This is a genomic window from Clostridioides sp. ES-S-0048-02 (assembly GCF_020658495.1).
Lineage (GTDB): Bacteria > Bacillota > Clostridia > Peptostreptococcales > Peptostreptococcaceae > Clostridioides.
Map to the genome: position 1 here is coordinate 26,731 of NZ_JACVWH010000001.1, position 23,348 is coordinate 50,078.

26 protein-coding genes and 1 other RNA gene are annotated in these 23,348 nt (G+C 28.7%); 21 read left to right on the plus strand and 6 right to left on the minus strand.

From position 1 onward, the window contains the following. Positions 1 to 92: 92 nt before the first annotated feature. Entirely contained in the window at positions 93 to 1,145 is a 1,053-nt protein-coding gene (locus IC173_RS00085; protein ID WP_227482159.1) for a cell wall-binding repeat-containing protein, read from the plus strand. A gap of 372 nt (positions 1,146 to 1,517) precedes the next feature. Here IC173_RS00085 and yfcE read toward each other — a convergent pair whose 3' ends face one another. Both yfcE and IC173_RS00095 read right to left on the minus strand, forming a co-directional pair. After that, entirely contained in the window at positions 1,518 to 2,084 is a 567-nt protein-coding gene (gene yfcE, locus IC173_RS00090) for a phosphodiesterase (protein ID WP_227854998.1), read from the minus strand. A gap of 23 nt (positions 2,085 to 2,107) precedes the next feature. Next, positions 2,108 to 2,908, minus strand: coding sequence for an NAD(+)/NADH kinase (locus IC173_RS00095; RefSeq protein WP_227434012.1), 801 nt, complete (start codon positions 2,906 to 2,908; stop codon positions 2,108 to 2,110). A gap of 136 nt (positions 2,909 to 3,044) precedes the next feature. Between IC173_RS00095 and IC173_RS00100 the strand changes: the two genes are divergently transcribed. From IC173_RS00100 to IC173_RS00155, 12 genes are all read left to right on the plus strand, one after another. Then, positions 3,045 to 3,905 (plus strand): ABC transporter ATP-binding protein, encoded by an 861-nt coding sequence (locus IC173_RS00100; protein ID WP_227434013.1) that lies wholly within the window; start codon positions 3,045 to 3,047, stop codon positions 3,903 to 3,905. Next, positions 3,905 to 4,600: an ABC-2 transporter permease gene (locus IC173_RS00105; protein WP_227434014.1), complete on the plus strand. Its 696-nt coding sequence runs from the start codon at positions 3,905 to 3,907 to the stop codon at positions 4,598 to 4,600. The genes IC173_RS00100 and IC173_RS00105 overlap by 1 nt, the downstream gene beginning before the upstream one ends. Before the next feature lie 35 nt (positions 4,601 to 4,635). Continuing rightward, complete coding sequence (locus tag IC173_RS00110; protein WP_227434015.1) at positions 4,636 to 5,178, plus strand: hypothetical protein; 543 nt, start codon at positions 4,636 to 4,638, stop codon at positions 5,176 to 5,178. 85 nt (positions 5,179 to 5,263) lie between these two features. Continuing rightward, positions 5,264 to 5,731 (plus strand): YbaK/EbsC family protein, encoded by a 468-nt coding sequence (locus tag IC173_RS00115; RefSeq protein WP_227434016.1) that lies wholly within the window; start codon positions 5,264 to 5,266, stop codon positions 5,729 to 5,731. Between the two features lie 695 nt (positions 5,732 to 6,426). Continuing rightward, a complete protein-coding gene (locus IC173_RS00120; protein WP_227434017.1) occupies positions 6,427 to 7,563 on the plus strand; it encodes an acyl-CoA dehydrogenase in 1,137 nt (378 codons plus the stop codon). A gap of 56 nt (positions 7,564 to 7,619) precedes the next feature. Then, positions 7,620 to 8,402, plus strand: a complete 783-nt coding sequence (locus IC173_RS00125; RefSeq protein WP_227434018.1) for an electron transfer flavoprotein subunit beta/FixA family protein — start codon at positions 7,620 to 7,622, stop codon at positions 8,400 to 8,402. A 17-nt stretch (positions 8,403 to 8,419) separates the two neighbouring features. Then, positions 8,420 to 9,430: an electron transfer flavoprotein subunit alpha/FixB family protein gene (locus IC173_RS00130; protein ID WP_227434019.1), complete on the plus strand. Its 1,011-nt coding sequence runs from the start codon at positions 8,420 to 8,422 to the stop codon at positions 9,428 to 9,430. A gap of 18 nt (positions 9,431 to 9,448) precedes the next feature. Beyond that, positions 9,449 to 10,246, plus strand: a complete 798-nt coding sequence (locus IC173_RS00135) for an enoyl-CoA hydratase-related protein (protein ID WP_227434020.1) — start codon at positions 9,449 to 9,451, stop codon at positions 10,244 to 10,246. Between the two features lie 100 nt (positions 10,247 to 10,346). After that, positions 10,347 to 11,192 (plus strand): 3-hydroxybutyryl-CoA dehydrogenase, encoded by an 846-nt coding sequence (locus IC173_RS00140; RefSeq protein ID WP_227482163.1) that lies wholly within the window; start codon positions 10,347 to 10,349, stop codon positions 11,190 to 11,192. A gap of 91 nt (positions 11,193 to 11,283) precedes the next feature. After that, positions 11,284 to 12,459: an acetyl-CoA C-acetyltransferase gene (locus IC173_RS00145; RefSeq protein ID WP_227434022.1), complete on the plus strand. Its 1,176-nt coding sequence runs from the start codon at positions 11,284 to 11,286 to the stop codon at positions 12,457 to 12,459. Positions 12,460 to 12,637: 178 nt separating this feature from the next. Then, the gene (locus IC173_RS00150) at positions 12,638 to 13,540 is read left to right on the plus strand and encodes an RluA family pseudouridine synthase (protein ID WP_227482164.1); all 903 of its coding nucleotides are present in this window, start codon (positions 12,638 to 12,640) and stop codon (positions 13,538 to 13,540) included. Positions 13,541 to 13,554: 14 nt separating this feature from the next. Continuing rightward, the gene (locus tag IC173_RS00155) at positions 13,555 to 14,559 is read left to right on the plus strand and encodes a nucleoid-associated protein (protein ID WP_227834685.1); all 1,005 of its coding nucleotides are present in this window, start codon (positions 13,555 to 13,557) and stop codon (positions 14,557 to 14,559) included. Between the two features lie 161 nt (positions 14,560 to 14,720). On the opposite strand, the gene acpP is transcribed toward IC173_RS00155, so the two are convergent. After that, a complete protein-coding gene (gene acpP / locus IC173_RS00160; RefSeq protein ID WP_227434025.1) occupies positions 14,721 to 14,948 on the minus strand; it encodes an acyl carrier protein in 228 nt (75 codons plus the stop codon). 171 nt (positions 14,949 to 15,119) lie between these two features. Between acpP and IC173_RS00165 the strand changes: the two genes are divergently transcribed. The 5 genes from IC173_RS00165 to ccpA all read left to right on the plus strand — a co-directional run bounded on the left by IC173_RS00165 (position 15,120) and on the right by ccpA (position 17,669). Then, the gene (locus IC173_RS00165) at positions 15,120 to 15,545 is read left to right on the plus strand and encodes a hypothetical protein (protein ID WP_227434026.1); all 426 of its coding nucleotides are present in this window, start codon (positions 15,120 to 15,122) and stop codon (positions 15,543 to 15,545) included. Positions 15,546 to 15,592: 47 nt separating this feature from the next. Beyond that, a complete protein-coding gene (locus tag IC173_RS00170) occupies positions 15,593 to 15,799 on the plus strand; it encodes a hypothetical protein (protein WP_227434027.1) in 207 nt (68 codons plus the stop codon). Positions 15,800 to 15,979: 180 nt separating this feature from the next. Next, the gene (locus IC173_RS00175) at positions 15,980 to 16,159 is read left to right on the plus strand and encodes a hypothetical protein (protein WP_227434028.1); all 180 of its coding nucleotides are present in this window, start codon (positions 15,980 to 15,982) and stop codon (positions 16,157 to 16,159) included. 33 nt (positions 16,160 to 16,192) lie between these two features. Next, positions 16,193 to 16,399 carry a hypothetical protein gene (locus IC173_RS00180; protein ID WP_227434029.1) on the plus strand — a complete coding sequence of 69 codons (207 nt, stop codon included), beginning with the start codon at positions 16,193 to 16,195 and terminating at the stop codon, positions 16,397 to 16,399. A 247-nt stretch (positions 16,400 to 16,646) separates the two neighbouring features. Further along, positions 16,647 to 17,669 carry a LacI family transcriptional regulator CcpA gene (gene ccpA / locus IC173_RS00185; RefSeq protein WP_413926669.1) on the plus strand — a complete coding sequence of 341 codons (1,023 nt, stop codon included), beginning with the start codon at positions 16,647 to 16,649 and terminating at the stop codon, positions 17,667 to 17,669. Between the two features lie 122 nt (positions 17,670 to 17,791). On the opposite strand, the gene IC173_RS00190 is transcribed toward ccpA, so the two are convergent. Next, complete coding sequence (locus tag IC173_RS00190) at positions 17,792 to 18,193, minus strand: hypothetical protein (protein ID WP_227434031.1); 402 nt, start codon at positions 18,191 to 18,193, stop codon at positions 17,792 to 17,794. A 211-nt stretch (positions 18,194 to 18,404) separates the two neighbouring features. On the opposite strand from IC173_RS00190, the gene IC173_RS00195 reads away from it, so the two are divergent. The 3 genes from IC173_RS00195 to IC173_RS00205 all read left to right on the plus strand — a co-directional run bounded on the left by IC173_RS00195 (position 18,405) and on the right by IC173_RS00205 (position 20,980). Then, entirely contained in the window at positions 18,405 to 19,292 is an 888-nt protein-coding gene (locus IC173_RS00195; RefSeq protein WP_227854999.1) for a hypothetical protein, read from the plus strand. A gap of 117 nt (positions 19,293 to 19,409) precedes the next feature. Next, a non-coding RNA gene (gene ssrS, locus IC173_RS00200) (6S RNA) lies at positions 19,410 to 19,590 on the plus strand. Between the two features lie 184 nt (positions 19,591 to 19,774). Next, complete coding sequence (locus IC173_RS00205; protein WP_227482168.1) at positions 19,775 to 20,980, plus strand: hypothetical protein; 1,206 nt, start codon at positions 19,775 to 19,777, stop codon at positions 20,978 to 20,980. 101 nt (positions 20,981 to 21,081) lie between these two features. Here the strand turns inward: IC173_RS00205 and IC173_RS00210 are convergent, their stop codons facing one another. Both IC173_RS00210 and IC173_RS00215 read right to left on the minus strand, forming a co-directional pair. Continuing rightward, positions 21,082 to 22,404, minus strand: a complete 1,323-nt coding sequence (locus IC173_RS00210; RefSeq protein ID WP_227831261.1) for a polysaccharide biosynthesis protein — start codon at positions 22,402 to 22,404, stop codon at positions 21,082 to 21,084. A 50-nt stretch (positions 22,405 to 22,454) separates the two neighbouring features. Then, positions 22,455 to 23,249 carry a histidinol-phosphatase HisJ family protein gene (locus IC173_RS00215; RefSeq protein ID WP_227836228.1) on the minus strand — a complete coding sequence of 265 codons (795 nt, stop codon included), beginning with the start codon at positions 23,247 to 23,249 and terminating at the stop codon, positions 22,455 to 22,457. Positions 23,250 to 23,348 lie beyond the last annotated feature (99 nt).

A 23,348-nucleotide genomic window follows, 5' to 3' on the forward strand; every position in this document is an offset into this window, starting at 1 on the left:
CTTGATAAAAGGTAATTATATTTACTTTGGGGTATAAATAAGTATTGCAGAGTGTCTATAAGTATTAATATTTTAAATAAGGGGGAATTATATTGAAAATTAAATCTAAAAAAATAATGGTATTTGCACTTGTATTAGGGCTTGTAATGCCTAGCTGTGTATATGCAGATACAACTAGCAAGAATCAAAATTCGCAGGAAAATATGAATAGCTATATTCAAAACAGAAAATCTCCAAAGGGAGAAAAGTTAATTGGGGAAGATAGATTTGATACAGCTATAAAAATATCTCAAAGTGGATGGAATAATGGCTCAGAGAGGGTTTTTCTAGTAAATTCAAATTCATTACCAGATGCACTAGCTTCAACTCCTTTGGCAAGCAAATTGGATGCTCCAATACTACTTACTAATAAAAATAATGTACCAGAAAATGTAGCAGATGAGATAACAAGACTTAATCCTGAAGAAATTATTTTAATTGGAAGTGAAGGAGCAATTTCATCAAATGTAAAAAAATATCTTGAAGATACAGGTGTTTTAGTAAGCAGAATTGGAGGAGCAGATAGAGAAGAAACTTCTTTGCTTCTTACTAAACAATTGGATGATACAGGAGATTTAGGCGTTTCAAAAATAGCAGTAGTTAATGGCTATAATGGTCTAGCAGATGCAACTTCTATATCAAGTCCAGCTGCAAGTGATAATATGGCTATAATATATGCAAGTAAAGATAGTATACGAAGTGAGGCTAAAAGTTTTATAACACAAAATTCAAATGAGACATACATAATAGGTGGAGAATATAATATAAGCAAAAAACTTGAGGGACAACTAGTAAATTCAGAAAGACTAGCTGGAACAGATAGAAAAGACACAAATGCTAAAGTTTTAGAAAAATTTTATGGAAAATTAAGTAAGGTTAGTAATATGTATTTTGCAAAGGATGGAAGTGGTAGAGAAGCTGATTTAGTTGATGGGCTTGCTGCTGGAGTATTGGCAGCAAAAACAAAATCGCCTGTCATTCTTGCAAGTGGAAGTTTAAGTAATGGGCAACAAAGTTTTATAAAGAAAGTAAAAGCAAATAAGTTTGTACAAGTTGGTGGAGGAAAAAATAGTAATCCTTATACAGAAGCATTAGGATTACAGTAGTTTTATCAATTAGCAATATTATATAATAGAGACAAGTAAACTAAGTTATGTTTAATTAGAAGTTTGAATTAATGTATTTGAAATTCTAATTAAGTTGCAAATAGCCTAGTTTACTTGTTTTTGTGCAAATATACACTTTATAATATTGTAGGTTATACAGATGAAGTTATTTAAAACATAATTAGTAGAAATTTTGTGATACTTTACAATATCGTATGTTGTTATACAGTTTTATGATGATATAGAATAGAAAAGACACTTTAGTGTAAAGTGTCTTTTTATAATATATTTTACTTTTGTAATTAAATTTACTCTATATGTTTTAAGTATTAGCCTTTAACGTTTTTAATACATTCTTATGGAATACTACATTTAGTTAATGTTGATTATATTTCCAGTATTAATATCGATTAAATTGATATCAAGTTCAAGTTCATCTTCATCATCAGTTTTTATAATATCTATAATTGCTACAGAATGGCTTCCATCTTTGGGGATAGAAGTACTTCCAGGGTTTATAACTATTAAATTGTCATCCATATATAGTTTCTTTACATGAGTATGTCCTAAAACTAATATGTCAGCACCCATTTTCTTTGATTTATCAATAATTTCTTCTTCTGTTTCTGTATAACCATGATTTAATATAATCCTAATTTCTCCAAATTGGCTTATGACATAAGGACTTTGAATAGGATGTTCTATTACCATCTGGTCGACATCTGCATCACAGTTACCTTTAACAATTATAATATTTTCTAATTTGTTTAATACTTCAATAAATTTTTTAGGGTTATATCCTTCTGGAATATCATTTCTAGGACCATGATATAATACATCTCCTCCATGTAAAAGAATATCACAATCAGATAATACATTTAATGCTTTTTCAAAGTAAAGTAAACTACCATGAGTATCACTCATTATTCCTATTTTCATATTAAAATCCTCCTAAGTGCAGTCTATAAAAATTTTTCAGATACTCTATGCCAAAATTCGTAATTTGACATCCTAAGTAATTTTATTTTTGCATCAGACATGCTAACTTTTATATTTTCAATTTGTCTAAATCTGTGTTCAACACCATCAACAACAATCAATAATGAATCTTCAAATCTGTATTCTGGTGCAATTTTTATAACAGATTCATTTGAACATATTATACTTGATGTAAAACATCTATATGCATTAGTGTTTATTGGATGTAAAGGTGTAATCTGCATAAGTTCAAGTTTTATATCAACAATACTACCACCAGCAGAATAGTTGTAGGCGGTTGAACCTGTGGAAGTAGAAATAATCATACCATCTCCACTAAAATTTTGTATATGTTTATCATCAAGGCTTAGATTAAGATGTATAGTTCTAGACTTGTCTCCTCTTATAACAACTTCATTTACAGCAAGCATGTTAGAGCCGCTAGTAGTTGTATATACTTCAGCATTAAGAAGTGACATTTCTTGAATAATATAATCCTTTTTTATATAAGCTTCAATAAAGCTATCAATCTTATCTGGTAAAATATCAGGAAAAAATCCCAGATGTCCTGTATTTATACCCATTATGGGAATTTCAGGAAAATCGAAATCTCTAACTGTTCTTAAAAAAGAGCCATCACCGCCAATTGATATAATAAGTTCTGTATCTGGATAAATATCTGAATACACCTCAAAGCCAGCGTTGACAAGTTTTCTAGTTAAGAGTTCTTTAGTCTCAAGGGACTTATTTAATTGGTTTGCATTTATAGTTATAATTCTTTTCATATATTCACCTCTTCATACTTTGTATTATAACATAGTTTTATAACTCTTAATTTATAAATTTATAAATGACCTAGCTTGTTGTGAATGTGTTAAAATATGTATAGGGGGTATAAAAAATTACATAAGAGGTGAAGACGTGTTTAAGGTAAAAAATATCACAAAAAAATTAGGTAAATTTAAATTAAATAATATAAACTTGGAATTAAAAGAAGGAGAGATTATTGGAGTTATAGGACCAAATGGTTCTGGAAAGACAACTTTAATAAAAATTATAATGGGGATTATTGATGCTGATGAAGGTGAAATTGAACTTTGTAATGAAACAATTGACAACTCTCCAGTAAGTTTTAAAAACAATATTGGTTTTGTATATGATTCTTTACAATTTTATCCGCATTTGAAGGTGAAAGAGTTTAGAAGAATAGTATCTTTATTTTATAGTAATTTTGATAGAGAAAGATTTGATGAATATCTTGAAAAATTTGAAATAGAAGAAAATATACATATTAAGAATTTATCCAAAGGACAATCTGAGAAGCTTATGCTAGCAAATGCACTTAGCCATAATGCAAAACTACTTATTTTGGATGAACCAACCGCTGGAATAGACCCAATTGTAAGAAAAGAAATAATGCAGTATCTAAAAGATTTTGTGAAAAATGGAAGTAGTAGTGTAATAATTTCAACTCACAATACTGATAATTTAATTAGGATTGCGGATTATCTTATTTTTGTAAATAAAGGAAATCAAATTTTTACAATAAAGAAAGATATGATAGAGCAGGAATATAAAATAATTAGGGCAAATAAAGCAGAATTAGACGAAATTAAAGAAAATATAGTGGGTGTAAAAGAGTATAAATATTATAGTGAAGCACTACTAAAAGTTGGAGATAGCTTAAAAGTAAAAAGCTTATTGATAGAAATTGATAAACATAAAGTTAAAAATCCTACTATAGAAGAACTAATGTATTATTATGTAAATGAGGTGAAATAATGTTCAATTTGATAAGAAAAGATTTAATAGTAGGAGTTAGTTCAGATGGGATTCGTAATTTGAAGTACATATTGCTATTTTTTATTTTTTATTTTTTCCTTAATTCAATTTCGTATTATACTGTAAGTGTTGTCATAAGTTATTTGATTTTTGTAAATACATTTGAATGTGATTATGAAAGTGATTCAAGAATATTTATAAGAAGTATGCCAGTTAGTATTGAAGATATAGTGTATTCAAAGTATTTATTAGGTGTGGGATTAATAATTTTTATAACAACAATTGCATCTTTAATAAGTAAATTGACATCATTAGTGTTTTTTAGAAGCATGGTTTTAAATGATGTGTTCTTTTCTATAAATATATTTTTAGCAATTTTATCAATAGTACTTCCTTTATTTTTTAAATTTGGATATGGCAAAATGAAAATTTGTGGATTAATAATAAGTATTTTAGTTTATTTTGTATATGGGAGTATTTTAAGAATGGTTAGTATGATAGTATATCAAGTAAAGCATGTTAATTATAGTAAGGTAGGAGGCGTATACCTTTCAAATTATATTACTGATATGACTAATACTAGATATATAAATCTATATAGTATTACATTTTTGACTATAATGATTTTTATAATATCTATGTATTTTTCTATTAAGATTTCAAAAAAAAATAAGTTTAATTATAAAAGTTTTTAATTAATATTATAGCGTAAAATATAAGGAGATTAGAAATGAATAAGTTTATAAAAGTTTCAATTTTTATTTTGGGAGTTTTTACACTATTCATAGCTATAAATAAATTAGCATATAGAGATATGGTAAGTGTCAAAGATTATGAAATAAATCATTTAGAGGAAATTGTTTTTGATTTTGATAGCAGAAGAAGCGAAGAAATTGGTACTGTTATAAGATTCAAAATAAGTAATAATAGTAAATACAGATATAGATTAAACAGTGCAAAAATGAGATTTGAGAATTGTATTGAGAGTAAAAAAGGAGAGAATAAATGCTCTTATTATGTAAATATAGATTTGTTTAATGAAAAAAATTCTATAACTGAAAAAACCTTAAACTATGGGATAAAGTCGAATAATCAAGGTTATGTCGATTTTGTGATTCCAAAGGGGTTAAACTTTGACTACAGGTATTTTAATGACTCTGGTATGAGTGTAGAATATAAGGGCGAATTTACTGTGGAAATGCCTATCGCAAAAGGTTTATATCTAGTAGTTAGAAAAAATAATGATGTATGGAATTCTAATGTTATGGAGTAATTTGAAAAAATTGAAAAATAAAGTTATTGCATATATAATTAAAATAGTATGAAATTTATAAATATTCAGGCTAGGAGGGTGTTCAATGTCAATAAGCAATGTAAGAGAGTATTTTAAAGAATTTGGAAGGGAAGATAGCATACTAGAGTTTGAACAATCTAGTGCTACTGTAGAACTTGCGGCAGAAGCAGCAGGAGTTATTCCAGCTAGAATCGCTAAGACTCTTTCATTTAAAATAGGAGAGGATGCAATTTTAATTGTTACAGCTGGAGATGCTAAGATTGATAATAAAAAATACAAGGATGAGTTTAGTTGTAAAGCTAAAATGTTAGCACCAGAAGAAGTTCTAGATTTTACTGGACATGCTATTGGTGGTGTTTGTCCATTTGGTTTAAAAAATCCTTTAAAAGTATATCTAGATGATTCAATGAAGAGATTTGATACAGTATTTCCTGCATGTGGTAGCAGTAATTCAGCAATAGAACTTACATGTGATGAAATGGAGAAATTTTCTAAGTGTGAGAAATGGGTAGATGTTTGTAAAAATTGGTAAAAAATATAATGAAAATTAGTAAAAAAATATCCCTGTATACAGTCTGTGTGGGGATATTTTTATGTGGAAAATATTTATAAATCTAAGAGAAAAATCTAATTTAAACTAATAATCCAAAAAAAAGTTAAAAAATTCTGATTTTTCTTCAAAATAATAAAAAAATGACAAAAAAATGGAAAAAATGTAGTAAATATTGTTAAAAAAATAATTAGAAATTATTGAAAAATTATCCTTTGAGTGATACTATTATAAATGTAAGATATTTAAAAAACAAAAATAATCACGAAAAAATATGATTATTTAGCTCTATTAAAATAATTTTGATATGATAGAAAAAATTTATATATGGGTTGAAATACTAATATACATAACATTTACTATTGATATACCCTAGAATGAACATCATAAACAAATTATTTTATCTATAACCATTGTGAGAGAAGTCTTATTCTAGCTTGAAATTTCACAAAATTCCAAAAAGCGAGATTTTTTTTAAGAACAGTTGACTTTAAATTAACAATTTATAATTAAATTAATGTCATAATCGGTTAATATAATTGCATATAAATATAGGGCGGACTTTAATTAAGGTTATAAATTTCTCGACGTATACTCAAATACTTTATTATAGATGTTGCCGAGATTTTAATTAATAAATGAAAATAAAATATTTATAAAATACTGAGGAGGCTATTATGGATTTAAATTCTAAAAAATATCAGATGCTTAAAGAGTTATATGTAAGCTTCGCTGAAAATGAAGTTAAACCTTTAGCAACAGAGCTTGATGAAGAAGAAAGATTTCCTTATGAAACAGTGGAAAAAATGGCAAAGGCAGGAATGATGGGTATACCGTATCCAAAAGAGTATGGTGGAGAAGGTGGAGACACTGTAGGTTATATAATGGCTGTTGAAGAATTGTCTAGAGTTTGTGGAACTACAGGAGTTATATTATCAGCTCATACATCTCTTGGTTCATGGCCTATATATCAATATGGTAATGAAGAACAAAAACAAAAATTCTTAAGACCATTAGCAAGTGGTGAAAAATTAGGAGCATTTGGTCTTACTGAACCTAATGCTGGTACAGATGCGTCTGGACAACAAACTACTGCTGTTTTAGATGGAGATGAATACATACTTAATGGCTCAAAAATATTTATAACAAATGCAATAGCTGGTGACATATATGTAGTAATGGCAATGACTGATAAATCTAAGGGTAATAGAGGAATTTCAGCATTTATAGTTGAAAAAGGAACTCCTGGATTTAGCTTTGGTGTTAAAGAAAAGAAAATGGGTATAAGAGGTTCAGCTACTAGTGAATTAATATTTGAAGATTGTAGAATACCTAAAGAAAATTTACTTGGAAAAGAAGGCCAAGGATTTAAGATAGCAATGTCTACTCTTGATGGTGGTAGAATTGGTATTGCAGCACAAGCTTTAGGTTTAGCACAAGGTGCTCTTGATGAAACAGTTAAATATGTAAAAGAAAGAGTACAGTTTGGTAGACCACTATCAAAATTCCAAAATACACAATTCCAATTAGCTGATATGGAAGTTAGAATACAAGCGGCTAGACATCTTGTATATCAAGCAGCTATAAATAAAGACTTAGGAAAACCTTATGGAGTAGAAGCAGCAATGGCAAAATTATTTGCAGCAGAAACAGCTATGGAAGTTACTACAAAAGCTGTACAACTTCATGGTGGATATGGATACACTCGTGATTATCCAGTAGAAAGAATGATGAGAGATGCTAAGATAACTGAAATATATGAAGGAACTAGTGAAGTTCAAAGAATGGTTATTTCAGGAAAATTATTAAAATAGAGATATTAAAATATACACAATAGGTCGATATTAAAATAGATATGGAGGAAGGATTTATGAAGATAGTCGTTTGTATAAAACAAGTTCCAGATACAACAGAAGTTAAACTAGATCCTAATACAGGTACTTTAATTAGAGATGGAGTACCAAGTATAATAAACCCTGATGATAAAGCAGGTTTAGAAGAAGCGATAAGATTAAAAGAAGAAATGGGAGCTCATGTAACTGTAATAACAATGGGACCTCCTCAAGCAGATATGGCTTTAAAAGAAGCTTTAGCAATGGGTGCAGATAGAGGAATATTATTAACAGATAGAGCCTTTGCAGGTGCTGATACTTGGGCAACTTCATCAGCATTAGCAGGAGCATTAAAAAATATAGATTTTGATATTATAATAGCTGGAAGACAGGCTATAGATGGTGATACTGCACAAGTTGGACCTCAAATAGCTGAACATTTAAAACTTCCATCAATAACATATGCTGAAGAAATAAAAACTGAAGGCGAATATGTTTTAGTAAAAAGACAATTTGAAGATTGTTGTCATGACTTAAAAGTTAAAATGCCATGCCTTATAACAACTCTTAAAGATATGAACACACCAAGATACATGAAGGTTGGAAGAATATATGATTCTTTTGAAAATGATGTAGTAGAAACTTGGACTGTAAAAGATATAGAAGTTGACCCTTCTAACTTAGGTCTAAAAGGTTCTCCAACTAGCGTATTTAAATCATTTACGAAATCAGTTAAACCAGCTGGTACAATATACAACGAAGATGCAAAAGCATCAGCTGGAATTATTATAGATAAATTAAAAGAAAAATATATCATATAATTAAGGGGGGATAAAGAATGGGTAATGTTTTAGTAGTAATAGAACAAAGAGAAAATGTAATTCAAACTGTTTCTTTAGAATTATTAGGAAAGGCAACAGAAATAGCCAAAGATTATGATACAAAAGTTTCTGCATTACTTTTAGGTAGTAAGGTAGAAGATTTAATAGATACATTAGCACATTATGGAGCTGATGAAGTAATAGTAGTAGATGATGAAGCTTTAGCAGTGTATACAACTGAACCATATACAAAGGCTGCATATGAAGCAATAAAAGCAGCGGACCCAATAGTTGTATTATTTGGAGCAACTTCAATAGGTAGAGATTTAGCACCTAGAGTATCTGCTAGAGTACATACAGGACTTACTGCTGACTGTACAGGACTTGCAGTAGCTGAAGATACAAAATTATTATTAATGACAAGACCTGCTTTTGGTGGAAATATAATGGCAACAATAGTTTGCAAAGATTTCAGACCTCAAATGTCTACAGTTAGACCAGGCGTTATGAAGAAAAATGAAGTTGATGAAACTAGAGAAGCTGTAATTAATCGTTTTAAAGTAGAATTTACTGAGGCTGACAAATTAGTTCAAGTTGTAGAAATAATAAAAGAAGCTAAAAAACAAGTTAAAATAGAAGATGCTAAAATATTAGTTTCTGCTGGACGTGGAATGGGCGGAAAAGAAAATTTAGATATACTTTATGAATTAGCTGAAGTTATAGGTGGAGAAGTTTCTGGTTCTCGTGCAACTATAGATGCAGGATGGTTAGATAAAGCAAGACAAGTTGGTCAAACTGGTAAAACTGTAAGACCAGACCTTTATATAGCATGTGGTATATCTGGAGCAATACAACATATAGCTGGTATGGAAGATGCTGAGTTTATAGTTGCTATAAACAAAAATCCAGAAGCTCCAATATTTAAATATGCTGATGTTGGTATAGTTGGAGATGTTCACAAAGTACTTCCAGAACTTATAAGTCAATTAAGTGTTGCAAAAGAAAAAGGTGAAGTTTTAGCTAACTAATTTCTTGGGGAGGGTATTATGAGTACAAGCGATGTTAAAGTTTATGAGAATATAGCTGTTGAAGTAAATGAAAATATATGTACAGTGAAAATGAATAGACCTAAAGCCCTTAATGCAATAAATTCAAAAACTTTAGAAGAACTTTATGAAGTATTTGCTGATATTAATAATGATGAAACTATTGATGTAGTAATACTGACAGGGGAAGGAAAAGCATTTGTAGCTGGAGCAGATATTGCATATATGAAAGATTTAGATGCCGTAGCTGCTAAAGATTTTAGTCTTCTAGGAGCTAAAGCTTTTAGAGAAATAGAAGATAGTAAAAAAGTAATAATAGCAGCTGTAAATGGATTTGCTTTAGGTGGAGGATGCGAACTAGCAATGGCTTGTGATATAAGAATTGCATCTGCTAAAGCTAAATTTGGGCAACCAGAAGTAACTCTTGGAATAACTCCAGGGTATGGAGGAACTCAAAGACTTACAAGACTGGTTGGACTGGCAAAAGCAAAAGAATTAATCTTTACAGGTCAAGTTATAAAAGCTGATGAAGCTGAAAAAATAGGGCTAGTAAATAAAGTTGTCGAGCCAGAAGCTTTAATGGAAGAAGTTGAAAAACTAGCTAAAACAATAGCTAAAAATGCTCAACTTGCAGTTAGATACTCTAAAGAAGCTATACAACTTGGTGCTCAAACTGATATAGATACTGGAATAGATATAGAATCTAATTTCTTTGGACTTTGTTTTTCAACTAAAGACCAAAAAGAAGGAATGTCAGCTTTTATTGAAAAAAGAGAAGCTAACTTTATAAAAGGATAAACAAATCTAATTAAAAATATATTTGCTGTTAACTAGATTGAATAAATACTTTAATCTAGTTAACAGAATATAAATACTAAAATAACAGGAGGTTATAACTATGAAATTAGCTGTAATAGGTAGTGGAACTATGGGAAGTGGTATTGTACAAACTTTTGCAAGTTGTGGTCATGATGTATGTTTAAAGAGTAGAACTCAAGGTGCTATAGATAAATGTTTAGGCTTATTAGATAAAAATTTAACTAAATTGGTTACTAAAGGAAAAATGGACGAAGCTACAAAAGCAGAAATATTAAGTCATGTTAGTTCAACTACTAACTATGAAGATTTGAAAGACATGGACTTAATAATAGAAGCATCTGTAGAAGATATGAACATAAAGAAAGATGTTTTTAAATTATTAGATGAGTTATGTAAAGACGATACTATTTTAGCAACAAATACTTCATCATTATCTATAACAGAAATAGCTTCTTCTACTAATAGAGCAGATAAAGTTATAGGAATGCATTTCTTCAATCCAGTTCCTATGATGAAATTAGTTGAAGTTATAAGCGGTCAATTAACATCAAAAGTTACTTTTGATACAGTATTTGAATTATCTAAGAGTATCAATAAAGTACCAGTAGATGTATCTGAATCTCCTGGATTTGTAGTAAACAGAATACTTATACCTATGATAAATGAAGCTGTTGGTATATATGCAGATGGCGTTGCAAGTAAAGAAGAAATAGATGAAGCTATGAAACTAGGTGCAAACCATCCAATGGGACCTTTAGCATTAGGTGATTTAATAGGATTAGATGTTGTTTTAGCTATAATGAACGTTTTATACACTGAATTTGGAGACACTAAATATAGACCTCATCCACTTTTAGCTAAAATGGTTAGAGCTAATCAATTAGGAAGAAAAACTAAAATAGGATTCTATGATTATAATAAATAAGAACTGAAATCTAAAAAATTTAACTGATATTGTCTAAAAAAAAACAATCTCAAAAATCTGATAAAAATCTAATTTAATGGGGGTAATGAATATGAGAGAAGTAGTAATTGCCAGTGCAGCTAGAACAGCAGTAGGAAGTTTTGGAGGAGCATTTAAATCAGTTTCAGCAGTAGACTTAGGTATAACAGCAGCTAAAGAAGCTATAAAAAGAGCTAATATAACTCCAGATATGATAGATGAATCACTTTTAGGAGGAGTACTTACAGCAGGTCTTGGTCAAAATATAGCAAGACAAATAGCATTAGGTGCAGGAATACCAGTAGAAAAACCAGCTATGACTATAAATATAGTTTGTGGTTCTGGATTAAGATCTGTTTCAATGGCATCTCAACTTATAGCATTAGGGGACGCTGATATAATGCTAGTTGGTGGAGCTGAAAACATGAGTATGTCTCCTTATTTAGTACCAAGTGCTAGATATGGTGCAAGAATGGGTGATACTGCTTTTGTTGATTCAATGATAAAAGATGGATTATCAGACATATTCAATAACTATCACATGGGTATAACTGCTGAAAATATAGCAGAGCAATGGAATATAACTAGAGAAGAACAAGATGAATTAGCCCTTGCAAGTCAAAATAAAGCTGAAAAAGCTCAAGCTGAAGGAAAATTTGACGAAGAAATAGTTCCAGTGGTTATAAAAGGAAGAAAAGGTGACACTGTAGTAGACAAAGATGAGTATATTAAACCTGGTACTACAATAGAAAAACTTGCTAAATTAAGACCTGCATTTAAAAAAGATGGAACAGTTACTGCTGGTAATGCATCAGGAATCAATGATGGTGCTGCTATGTTAGTAGTAATGGCTAAAGAAAAAGCTGAAGAATTAGGAATAGAACCTCTTGCAACTATAGTTTCTTATGGAACAGCTGGTGTTGACCCTACAATAATGGGTTATGGACCAGTTCCAGCAACTAAAAAAGCTTTAGAAGCTGCTAATATGACTATTGAAGATATAGATTTAGTTGAAGCTAATGAAGCATTTGCTGCTCAATCTATAGCCGTAGTAAAAGATTTAAACATAGATATGGCTAAAGTTAATGTTAACGGTGGAGCAATAGCTATAGGACATCCAATAGGATGCTCAGGAGCAAGAATACTTACTACACTTTTATATGAAATGAAGAGAAGAGATGCTAAAACTGGTTTAGCTACACTTTGTATAGGTGGTGGAATGGGAACTACTTTAATAGTTAAAAGATAGTTTTAGATTATAATTTTTAAAAATTAAACATTTAACCATGAACTTAACCTGTAAGAGTAACTATTTGTTATTCTTACAGGTTTTTATGGTTAAAAAATAATTATTATCTATTAAACAAAAATAGTGTAAAATATATAATATCATGGTTTTGAAGATATAAAAGAAAGTAGGTAAAAGTTTGTTTAAAAAAGAAAATCAAAAATATAATCTTATATCCTATACAAATGAAGAAGAAATGACTCTAAAAGAAGTTTTGCTGGACAAGCTAAATTTTTCGGTTAGGTCACTATCAAAAATGAAAAGAGAAAAAAGTGTATTAGTAAATGGTGTATATAAAAAGCCAAGTTTAAAAGTGTCTCGTGGGGATTTAATAGAGGTAAAAATAGAAGAAGAAAAAGCAAATTTTGAGCCACAAGATTTAAATTTACAAATAATATATGATGATTTTGATATAATTATGGTAAATAAGCCACCATTTATGGTAGTTCATCCAACTAAAAGTCACTATGATAATACAATAGCAAATGGTATTAGTTATTATATAGAGAAGCATAAAGAAAATGTAAAAATACGATTTGTAAATAGACTTGATATGAACACTTCAGGACTTGTTATAGTAGCAAAAAATGCTTATGCCCACCATACTTTGTCTACATCAATGAGTGAAAACAAAGTTGAAAAAACATATATAACAGTAGTGAATGGGATTATAGATGAAGATGAGGGAACTATAAATGAACCAATTTATAGACCTGAAGAGGATTCAATAAAGAGAGTAATAGATGAAAGAGGGCAAGCATCTGTTACTCATTATAAAGTAGTAGAAAGATTAAAAAATGCAACTGTACTAGAAGTAAAGCTAGAAACTGGTAGAACACATCAAATAAGGGTTCATATGGCTCATATAGGTCATGGAATAATAGGTGATGAGTTATATGGTTATATAGATGGAAATCTTATAAATAGGCAAGCTCTTCATGCATATAGCTTAGAGTTTGAACAACCAAGAACAAAAGAAATTTTAAAATTTAAAACAGATATACCAAAGGATATGCAAGAGTTAATATCGAAATTAAGATAGATGGGGTGATATATATGATAATACATAAATTTATAATACATGTTTTGGATAAGAATAGTGATGTTCCAATATTAAATGATTTTGAAGGTAAAGTTAATCAAGAAGTAGATGGATTTTTTCAAAAAGCAATAAAGAGAATTTCAAAGGATGAAGATTTAAGAAAAGGGATTTTTAAAGATTATAATGACAATTTAATTAAAAATTGTTGTGAACAAATAATATATGATGAAAGTTCATTTTTAAAAAACTCTAAAGAAATAGCATCTTATCTGTTTGATGTTATGAAGATTAATGTAGCATTAGAATCTTGTGATTTGGCAATTTGCTTGTATACTGTAAAAGATGAAAAGAGTGTTGCTATATTGAAATTAGATTATAAAAAATTGTATACTCATTCAATTGAGTTTGTAGATGATAAATTTAATATTCAAATGGTATCAAATGAAATTGGTATTCCAGAAACTTTAAGACAAAAACAAGGAGCTTTAATTGGATTAAGTGGAATGAATGATGAGTTTCATCTAAGACTCTTAGACAAAGATGCAGAAAAAGAGGGTTCAGAATCAAAGTTTGTAACAGAATTTTTGCATGCTAAAAAAATAGATGATGATAAGTATAAGACAAAAGTATTTAAAAATACAGCCGAAAATTGGATAACTAATGCTCTTAGTAATGATATAAAACAAGCAGAAGATGTAAGAAGTATATTAAATTATACATTAAAAGAAAAACATGAAATTGATATAAATGATTTTGTTGATAATTCAATTAAGGATGAAGAATTAAAAGGTAGTTTTAAAGAGCATATGGAAGAAAAAGGTCTTGATGAAGGTTTTAGCATAGATAAAAAATGGGTTGAGAAAAAGCTCAAAAAGAGAAGTATAAAAACTGATAATGGCTTTGATATAAAAGGGAACCTAACTGATTTTGAAGACCCAATGAAATATACTGTAAAGCAAAATCAAGATGGAACTATAGATATAGTAATAAAGAATGTAACATTTTATGAAGAAAAGTAATCTTAATTTGAGTAATTTATATGATTGGATATAAATTAAGTTAGAAGAAATGTATAGTTAATATAGTTATAAATAAAATGTAGATTAGTCTGTGTAAACTTCTAATAGAAATATTAAGTAGAAGTATACACAGACTATTTATATTTGTAGACAAAATGATGTTATTTATTTTCTTCGATATATTTACATATATCACCAATACATTTAAAGTTTTCAGCTTCCTCATCTGGTATTTCTATACCAAATTCATCTTCAAGAGCCATTATAATCTCAACAGCATCTAATGAATCAGCTTCTAAATCTTCCATTAAAGATGCTTCCATAGTTATTTCATCTAAATTGTCTAACCCTAATTGTTCTGCTATTATTTCTTTTATTTTTTCAAACATTTTAAGCCTCCTACAGCAGTTTTAATTAATTTTAATGTTAGTTTAATATAATATCAAAAATTTTTCAATATGCAATTAGTAAAAAATAATAAAATTTTATAAAGGTAGTAATAAAGTCTTATTTGATGAATAAACTTTATTGATAACAAATATAACTTAGGAGGAAATGCTATGAAATATGTAGGCTTATTACTAACATCTGTAGGAATATTTTTACTTATAGCAGTAAATTTTTATTATAATTCAATAACTTTAGATATGCAACGAATAGAGGACTATGTAATGGAAACCAATTTAATTCTTGAAGATGTAGCAGAGAAGGAAAGCTATGTATCTAATGAAAAGGACGATTATATATCAAGATTAATGCATGTAAAGAAAGGCATAGAAAATTCAAAAACATCCTTCTTGATAGAAAGATATAAAGAATACAAAGTAAAATCAATAGAAAGTTTAATTTATACTATATCAGAAGAAAAAAAGGATTATTTAGATGAAGTTGATAGATACAATAAACTAGGAGAAAAAGAAATAAATAAATTAATCAATAAAAACTTTTTAGAAGTAACTTATCTGTCTATTACTACATATATTTAATTAAAGAGACAAAAGTTAGTCTCTTAATGATTCAAGGAGGATTAGTTATGACAAAATTAGAAGACAATATGGAACGTTTCTTTGGAGGATGCGAAGGATTTTTTAGTAATAAAATGTTGATAATAATAGTTATAGTATTCTTATTATTATGTACAGACATTTTAGAAGACTTATTATGCGATGACAATATATGGATATGGGTTATATTAATAGTATTGTTGTTATTTAACTTCGATGATGGTTGTTGTTGCTAAAAAATATTGATTATTAAATAGGCAGAGCCAGTAACTTATACAAGTTATGGTTTTGCCTTTTTTAGTTAAGATAAAAAAAATAAAAAAATAATAAAAATACATTAGCAAAATGGAAACCAAATGCATAGTATATGTTAGGAGCGAAAAGCTCAACAAAATATCAACAGGAGGTAACGTGGAATGTTAGATAGATTCTTTGGAGAAGATGGATGTTTTGGTGGAGGAGGATGGTGGATAATCGTACTATTCTTCCTATTTTTAGCTTTTGGAGAGAGCTGGGCAGAATTTGACATAATGGCATGGATTCCATTCTTAATAGTTTTATTAATACTTTGCTGCTGTAGTGGATGTTTAGAATAAGAGTAGTAATTATTAAAAAAGGAGGAGTTTATTATGTTAGATAGATTTTTTGGAAACGATGGATGTTTTGGTGGGGGAGGATGGTGGATAATCGTATTATTCTTCCTATTCTTAGCTTTTGAAGATTGTTGGAGAGATATCGATATAATGTCATGGATACCATTCTTAATACTATTATTAATAACTTGTTCATGTGGTGGATTCTTTGATGGTGATGATGGTTGTGGCTGCGGCTGCTAAAACTAAACTGTTAAAGTGAAAAAATGCTGGTATGTTTTATACCAGCATTTTTTTATTTTATTTTTTAATGTAATTTAAATTAAGAATGAATATTATTAAAATTGTTGAATATAGGGTATAATATAAAATATAATGTATTTAAATGTACTTGCTTTTATGGTAAAATAAGAACTTATATAAATATAGTTAAAATAAGAACCTGTATAAATTTGGTTCAGATTTAGATAAATTTAGCAAAATTAGGAGGATGAAAATGAAAAGTAATATAACGATAAAAGATGTTGCTAAACAAGCAGGCGTGTCAATATCTACAGTATCTAGAGTTATAAATGATTCAAAACCTGTGACTGATGAAGTCAAACAAAAAGTTTTAGAGGTTATAAAAGAAACTGGATATATTCCAAATCCACTTGCAAGAAGCTTAGTAACTAAAAAGAGTCAATTAATAGGGGTAATAGTTCCAGAAGTTTCAGATTCTTTTGTTAATGAGATATTAAATGGAATAGAAGAAGTTGCTAAAATGTATGATTATGATATTCTTTTAGCTAATACATACTCTGATAAAGAACAAGAGTTAAAGAGTATAAATCTATTAAGAGCAAAACAAGTAGAAGGTATAGTTATGATTTCATGGGTAGTTGAACAAGAGCATATCAACTATATACAAAATTGTGGTATACCAGCAACATATATAAGTAAAACTGCTAGAAATTATGATATATACACAGTGAGCACTAGTAATAAAGAAGCTACTTTTGATATGACAGAACATCTTATAAAGAAAGGTCATGAAAAGATAGCTTTTATAATGACAAGTAAAGATGATACTGTTTTAGAAATGGAAAGACTTTCAGGCTACGAAGAAGCACTTTCAAGTAATAATATAGAGTTGGACAAGAGTTTAATCAAATATGGTGGAACTGATTATGAAAGTGGATACCATAGTATGAAAGAATTATTGGATGAAGGAATAATACCTCATGCAGCCTTTGTTACGGGTGATGAGGCTGCTATAGGAGCTATAAATGCTATCTGTGATGCTGGATATAAGGTTCCAGAAGACATATCAGTTGCAGGATTTAATGATGTTAAGATAGCTAAGATGTATAGGCCTAAGCTTACTACAGTTTATCAGCCTTTATATGATATGGGAGCAGTAGCAATAAGAATGGTTATTAAATTAATCAATAAAGAATTAATTGAAAACAAGAAAATAGAATTACCTTATCAAATTGTTGATAGAGAAAGTGTTATAGAGAGAAAGAAATAAAGTTATTAAAGTCAATCAGGTAGTGTTTAAAACACTACCTGATTTTTAGTTTAAATAATATGCAATTAAAATATTTTAGTTAAAAATAATAACTTTAAGCCTTAAAAGTAGTTTATTTTTGTTTATTCATGAGGATTGGATTTTTTAGTTTTCTTAAATATACTCTTAGATTTTTTTTGTTGATTATTTGGTGTATTTTTTGGTGCAGGTGTATTTGATTTACCTTTAGTTGGTTGCTTAGTCTTTTTAGTTTTAGCAGGTTTAGTATCTCTTTGAGTCTCTGCATCTGATATTTTATCCATTATAGTATCTAATTTTTTACGTTGATTGTCATCTAAAAATGCTTTGAATTTTGATACTACTTCCTCTCTTCCATCTAGGTTCTTACCTATCTTTATAAGTTCCTCCATAAGTTCACTTTCTGATTTCCCTTTGTAATTATCAGCAATCTTTTCTATCTTATCCTTGTCAATATTTTTTTGCTTAGCCATCTTTTCTAATGAATCTGTATCTATTTTTTTCATAAAAAAACCCCTTTCTATAAATATATATTGAATTATATTCATACTATTTATATATAGAAATAATATTGAAGTGGTGAATTGTGAGTGATATATAATATAAATAAAAATTCTTATAGATAATATATATGCACTGAGCTTTAAAAATGGAACATTAAAATATGAAAAACATACTTTAATATAGGGCAATTATATAATATAAGGGGGAATTGTCTTGAATAACTTACTATTTTTGATTGGAGTGATTGCATTGAGTAATGGTAATATCTCTATATTTGATGATAAAGATAAATCAAAAAAAAATAATAGAGCCAGAAAAAACAAAAAAAATTCAAATGAGAAATTATCAAAAGCTATACATGAAACTTTAAGGTTTGATGCAAATGATATAAAAAGAGGTCTAAGACTTATGGATTTGAGTGAAGAAGACCTAGAAATGGGAATGGAAATAATAACAAGAACTAAAAAATACATGTCAAGAGATGAAAGGAAAATACTAGTAAAAATAGAAAGTATTTTGGACTTAGTTAGAGGCATAAAGAAACTTAACAATATAGATGTGGTAGATGTTGAAGAGGAAACAGATTTTTTTAGAAAAATGGATAGTGAAGACAAAAAAAATATGATGATAAAAGAAATTATAGATGTATTTCCAGAAAAGAGAAAAAATTCTGTTGAAAAGGCTATAGGAATGAAAAAAAAGATAGATTTATTTGCAGAATTGTTTTTACCTGATGATTTTGGTGAAGGTGGATTTAGTTTAAGTTCTTTGGCAAATATAAATAATCTAGGTAGTATGAATAATCTTAAACTGCTAGGAAATCTTTTAAGAGGTGATGATAGTAATAATGATGATGATGATGAATATGAAGATAATAATGAAGAAGATGAAGAGTCAACATATGAAGATGAAGAATTAGATTATGAAGATGAGATAGATGATAATGAAGAAGAATTAACAGAAGATGAAGAAACAGACCATGAGTATGCAGAAAATGATGAAAATATAGTATATGATGAAGAATTATATGATGTTAATGAACAAAAGCATGAACATAATCGTAATGAAAAAAATACTAGAAGTAAAGCTAAGAGAAAGTAATAATTAACTAAATACATAAAGAGAAAAGGAAGAAAAAGTAATACTAGAATAAGATTATCTTAATTACTATATAAAACCACTTTAAAAAATTCAAAATTTATTATATAATAATAATATGAAATCCTGAAACATACGATAAGGCTTTTTTAAATTCAACCTACAAATGAAATACGGGAGACCGTGTCTAGTAAATTATAACATGCCTGTTTAGTTTGGACGTTAAAGGTTACTGGCAAGTCACCCACCTGGGAGTGCCTAGGGTGTGAATTTACTTAGCCACCGGTGTTTCGGGACAAAAAAAGTGCTACTATTTTAAATAGTAGTACTTTTTTTTATTAAAATGCATTTTTCTACCAAATATACCTAATTATTGAGAAATTTAAAAAGCTAAGTAACAATTAGGATTATAAGTGCATAGTATTAATTAGGCTATAAAAAGCCGAAGACTTAATAAGAATCGCTTACAGGGAGGGCAATGAAAAATGCAAGATTACAAAAAAAATAAAAGAAGAATGCTAAATCAGCCAATGTCTACAATGAATGAAGAAGAAGTGTATACAGATGAAATAAGTTCAGATGAGATGAGAGGATTCAAAAAATCACATCATCATAATGGATGTAACAATGATAATAATTGTGATTGTCATGATGATTGTAAACCTAATCCATGCAATCCATGTAAACCTAATCCATGCAAACCTAATCCATGTGATGACAATTGTGGATGCCATGATAATTGTAAATGTGATTGTGAACCATGCCAAATGGATTCAGATGAATGTTTTGAAAACAAATGTGGACCAAACTGCTGTAATCCTATATCTCCAAGAAACTTTTCTGTAGCAAATGCAGTTCCATTTGCAATAGAAGCTAATAGAATTTTTGATACTATGCAATTCCAAACATTTACAGATGCAACTGGACCAAATGGAGAACCATTAACTTTTGAAACAGAAGTAGTAGAAGTATTTGGTTCAGTTCCAAGTGCAGGTAGAGCAAGTGTAACTATAGATAAAATATGCTTAAGTAATGATGGAATAGTTATAGACACAGGAATGACAACTTTAGAAGATTTCGATTTAGATCCATTAGGAGATATAATAGGAAGAAACTGTGAAACAACTTTTGAATATGCAGTATGTGGAGAAAGAAACGCTGAATGTTGTAGACAAGGAAAAGGCAAATCAGTAGCTTATAAACAAAGAGGCTTAACTGTAGCAGTTCGTAATCTAGTATTAGAACTAAGAGGTAGATGTGGATGTACAGAATTCGTTGCATTAGCTTTCCCAGCAGTTAGAGCAGGAGGTGGATGTAAGAGAAGAGTTGATTTTGTAGAATTTACTTTTAACACACTTTCAGCACCAATATGCTTGCCAGCTGACGGAAGAGCTGTCACTTTAAGACAAGAATACCAAACTAACTTAACTGTAGATTGTATAGGAAAATCTATATTAAAATTAGAATGTAATGAATGTTGTGAACCTATGTATGAATTAATTATACCAAATGATATAGATTTAGTACTTTGCTTACAAGAAACAGTTAGCACATTAATAAGTGAACAAATAGTAGTTTTAGCATCACCAAACCCAATCCAACCAAGACTTGTTGATACTTTCTCTAAAGTATGTGATTTTTCGCAATGTGGACCTAATCATGGAAGTGGAAATTCAGGTTGCCACAGATAGATAGGTAGATATATAGACAGTTTAAATTATAAATAAAAATCATTTAAGGAAGGCTACCAATAGTAGATGATTTACATTGGTAGCCTTCACGTTATTTATAACTAATGTATAGATTTTATAGATTTAAAAAGTACTATAGTATGTAATAAACAAGTAAATATTGATACTATTGTCATTGTGTATATGTATGCATAAATATTAAGTCCTGGAATGGGAAGAAATACATATAGAGCTACTAGCTGAATTAACATACCAATGATAGTGTTTATACTTGAAGCTAATTCTTTTCTTATTGAATGTAAAATACCAGATAGTGTTTGATTTAGTGACATAAATAGTGGTACTAAAAACATAGCTTTTAAATATTCTCCAGCAAGTTTATTTTTAAATACTAGTATACATAAATCTTTTCCAAAGAAATAAAAAAACACTGATGATAGTATACCTACAAACAAAGTTAGGAGTACAGAATACTTTATTTTTTTTAGGACACTTTTACGTTTTCTTAAGGCCATTTCTTGTGATATAGTAGGTATCAAATTTACAATAAGTGCTGAGCCAACAGTAAATGGTAAAAATATAAATGGCATTACCATCCCGCTGACGACACCATACATACTTAATGATTGTTGATAAGTCATGCCTGATAATGCTAATCTTGATGGTATCATCATAGAGCTAATAGATTGTAAAAGTATATTTGACATTCTATTGCAAGTTATAGGTATGGACATTTTCAATGTTTCCATAGAGGAAGTATAAAAATCTTTTATACTTATAATATATTTATTGTCAAATGAAGAATCTCGACATAAACATATGAGCATAAATATGATATTACTCAATTCACCAATAGATATACCTAAAAGAGCAATATAACAATTCATAGACTTATCATTTACATACATAACGAGTAAAAAAACAAATAGAATTTTACCCATCTGTTCAATAATTTGTCCAATAGCAGGAACTTTTACGTTCTTTATGCCGTAGTAATACCCCCTAAGTACATTTGAAAGTGTTATTATAACTATGGCAGGACAAACTGCTAGTATAAATAAGTTCAATTTAGGGTCTTTTAGAAACTTAAGTGATAAAAAAGAACTATTGAAAGATGCAACTATAGATATAATTAATGCTACAAAAAATGATATGTATAAAGTTGATATAAACAAAGCATTAGTGTTGTGCTTATCATTTAAAGCTTTTCTTTTTGCAACTAGACAACTAAGTGCAGTAGGTATTCCAGTTGTTGTAACAGCTAAACAAATCATTAAAAAGTTAAAAATCATATGATATATACCTAGACCTGTTTCGCCTAAAGCTCTTGATAAGAATATTTTATATAAAAATCCAAATATTCTTACGACAAAGTTAGACATAAATAAAATAACTGTTGATAGTACTAAATAAGGTACTTTCAAAAAAATCACCTCCTTATCTTTTAAATATATTCATAAGGAGGTGTAAAAATTTATAATTTTATAAATTCTGGTTTCATTTTATTAAATTTAGATACATACTTAAATCCCATGTTTTTTAGTAATGAATATATGTAATCAAATTCATATGCAACTTGACTTACATGATGTGAATCTGAGCCTGTGGTTATGATTTCTCCTCCTAAATCTTTATACATCTGAAGGATATATCTAGATGGAGTTAAATCTGGCAGGTTGTATCTGTAGCAAGATGTGTTTATTTCGATACCTTTACCATCATAGATAGCTTGCTTGAGAGTTTCTTCAATTATATCTGAAAATAGTCTGTCATCTAGGATGGTATCATAAGGTGCATATCTTTTAATTAAATCTAAATGACCTAAAACAGAGTAATCCTTGTAGTTTTTAACAATATTATACAAATAAAGGTAGTAGTTCTCATAGACCTCATGTTGAGTCTTACCTTCAAAATAGCTACCAAGGTATAAATCCATTGTATCTATAGCATGAATAGAGCATATTATAAAATCTAATGGATATTGATGAGCTTCTTTTCTATATGTATCTATTAATTGAGTTTGAACTCCAAATTCAATCCCTTTTTTTATTGATATTTTATCTTTATATCTATTTTTAAGAGTTTCTAGACTTTTAAAATAATCTTCGTAAACAATCGAAAAAGAATCATCCGCATAAACATCATAATCGACATGGTCTGTGAAACAAATTTCATTTATACCAAGGTCTATAGATTTTTTTATCATTTCTTCCATTGTAGATTTTCCATCAGTAGAGAAACTTGAGTGCATGTGATAGTCGTAAAACATAAATATTTCCCCTTTTTATAAAAATTTTGGTATTATATATACATACTAAATAATATCAAATATATGCTAAGGCATCAATAAAATATAAAAACAATAAGC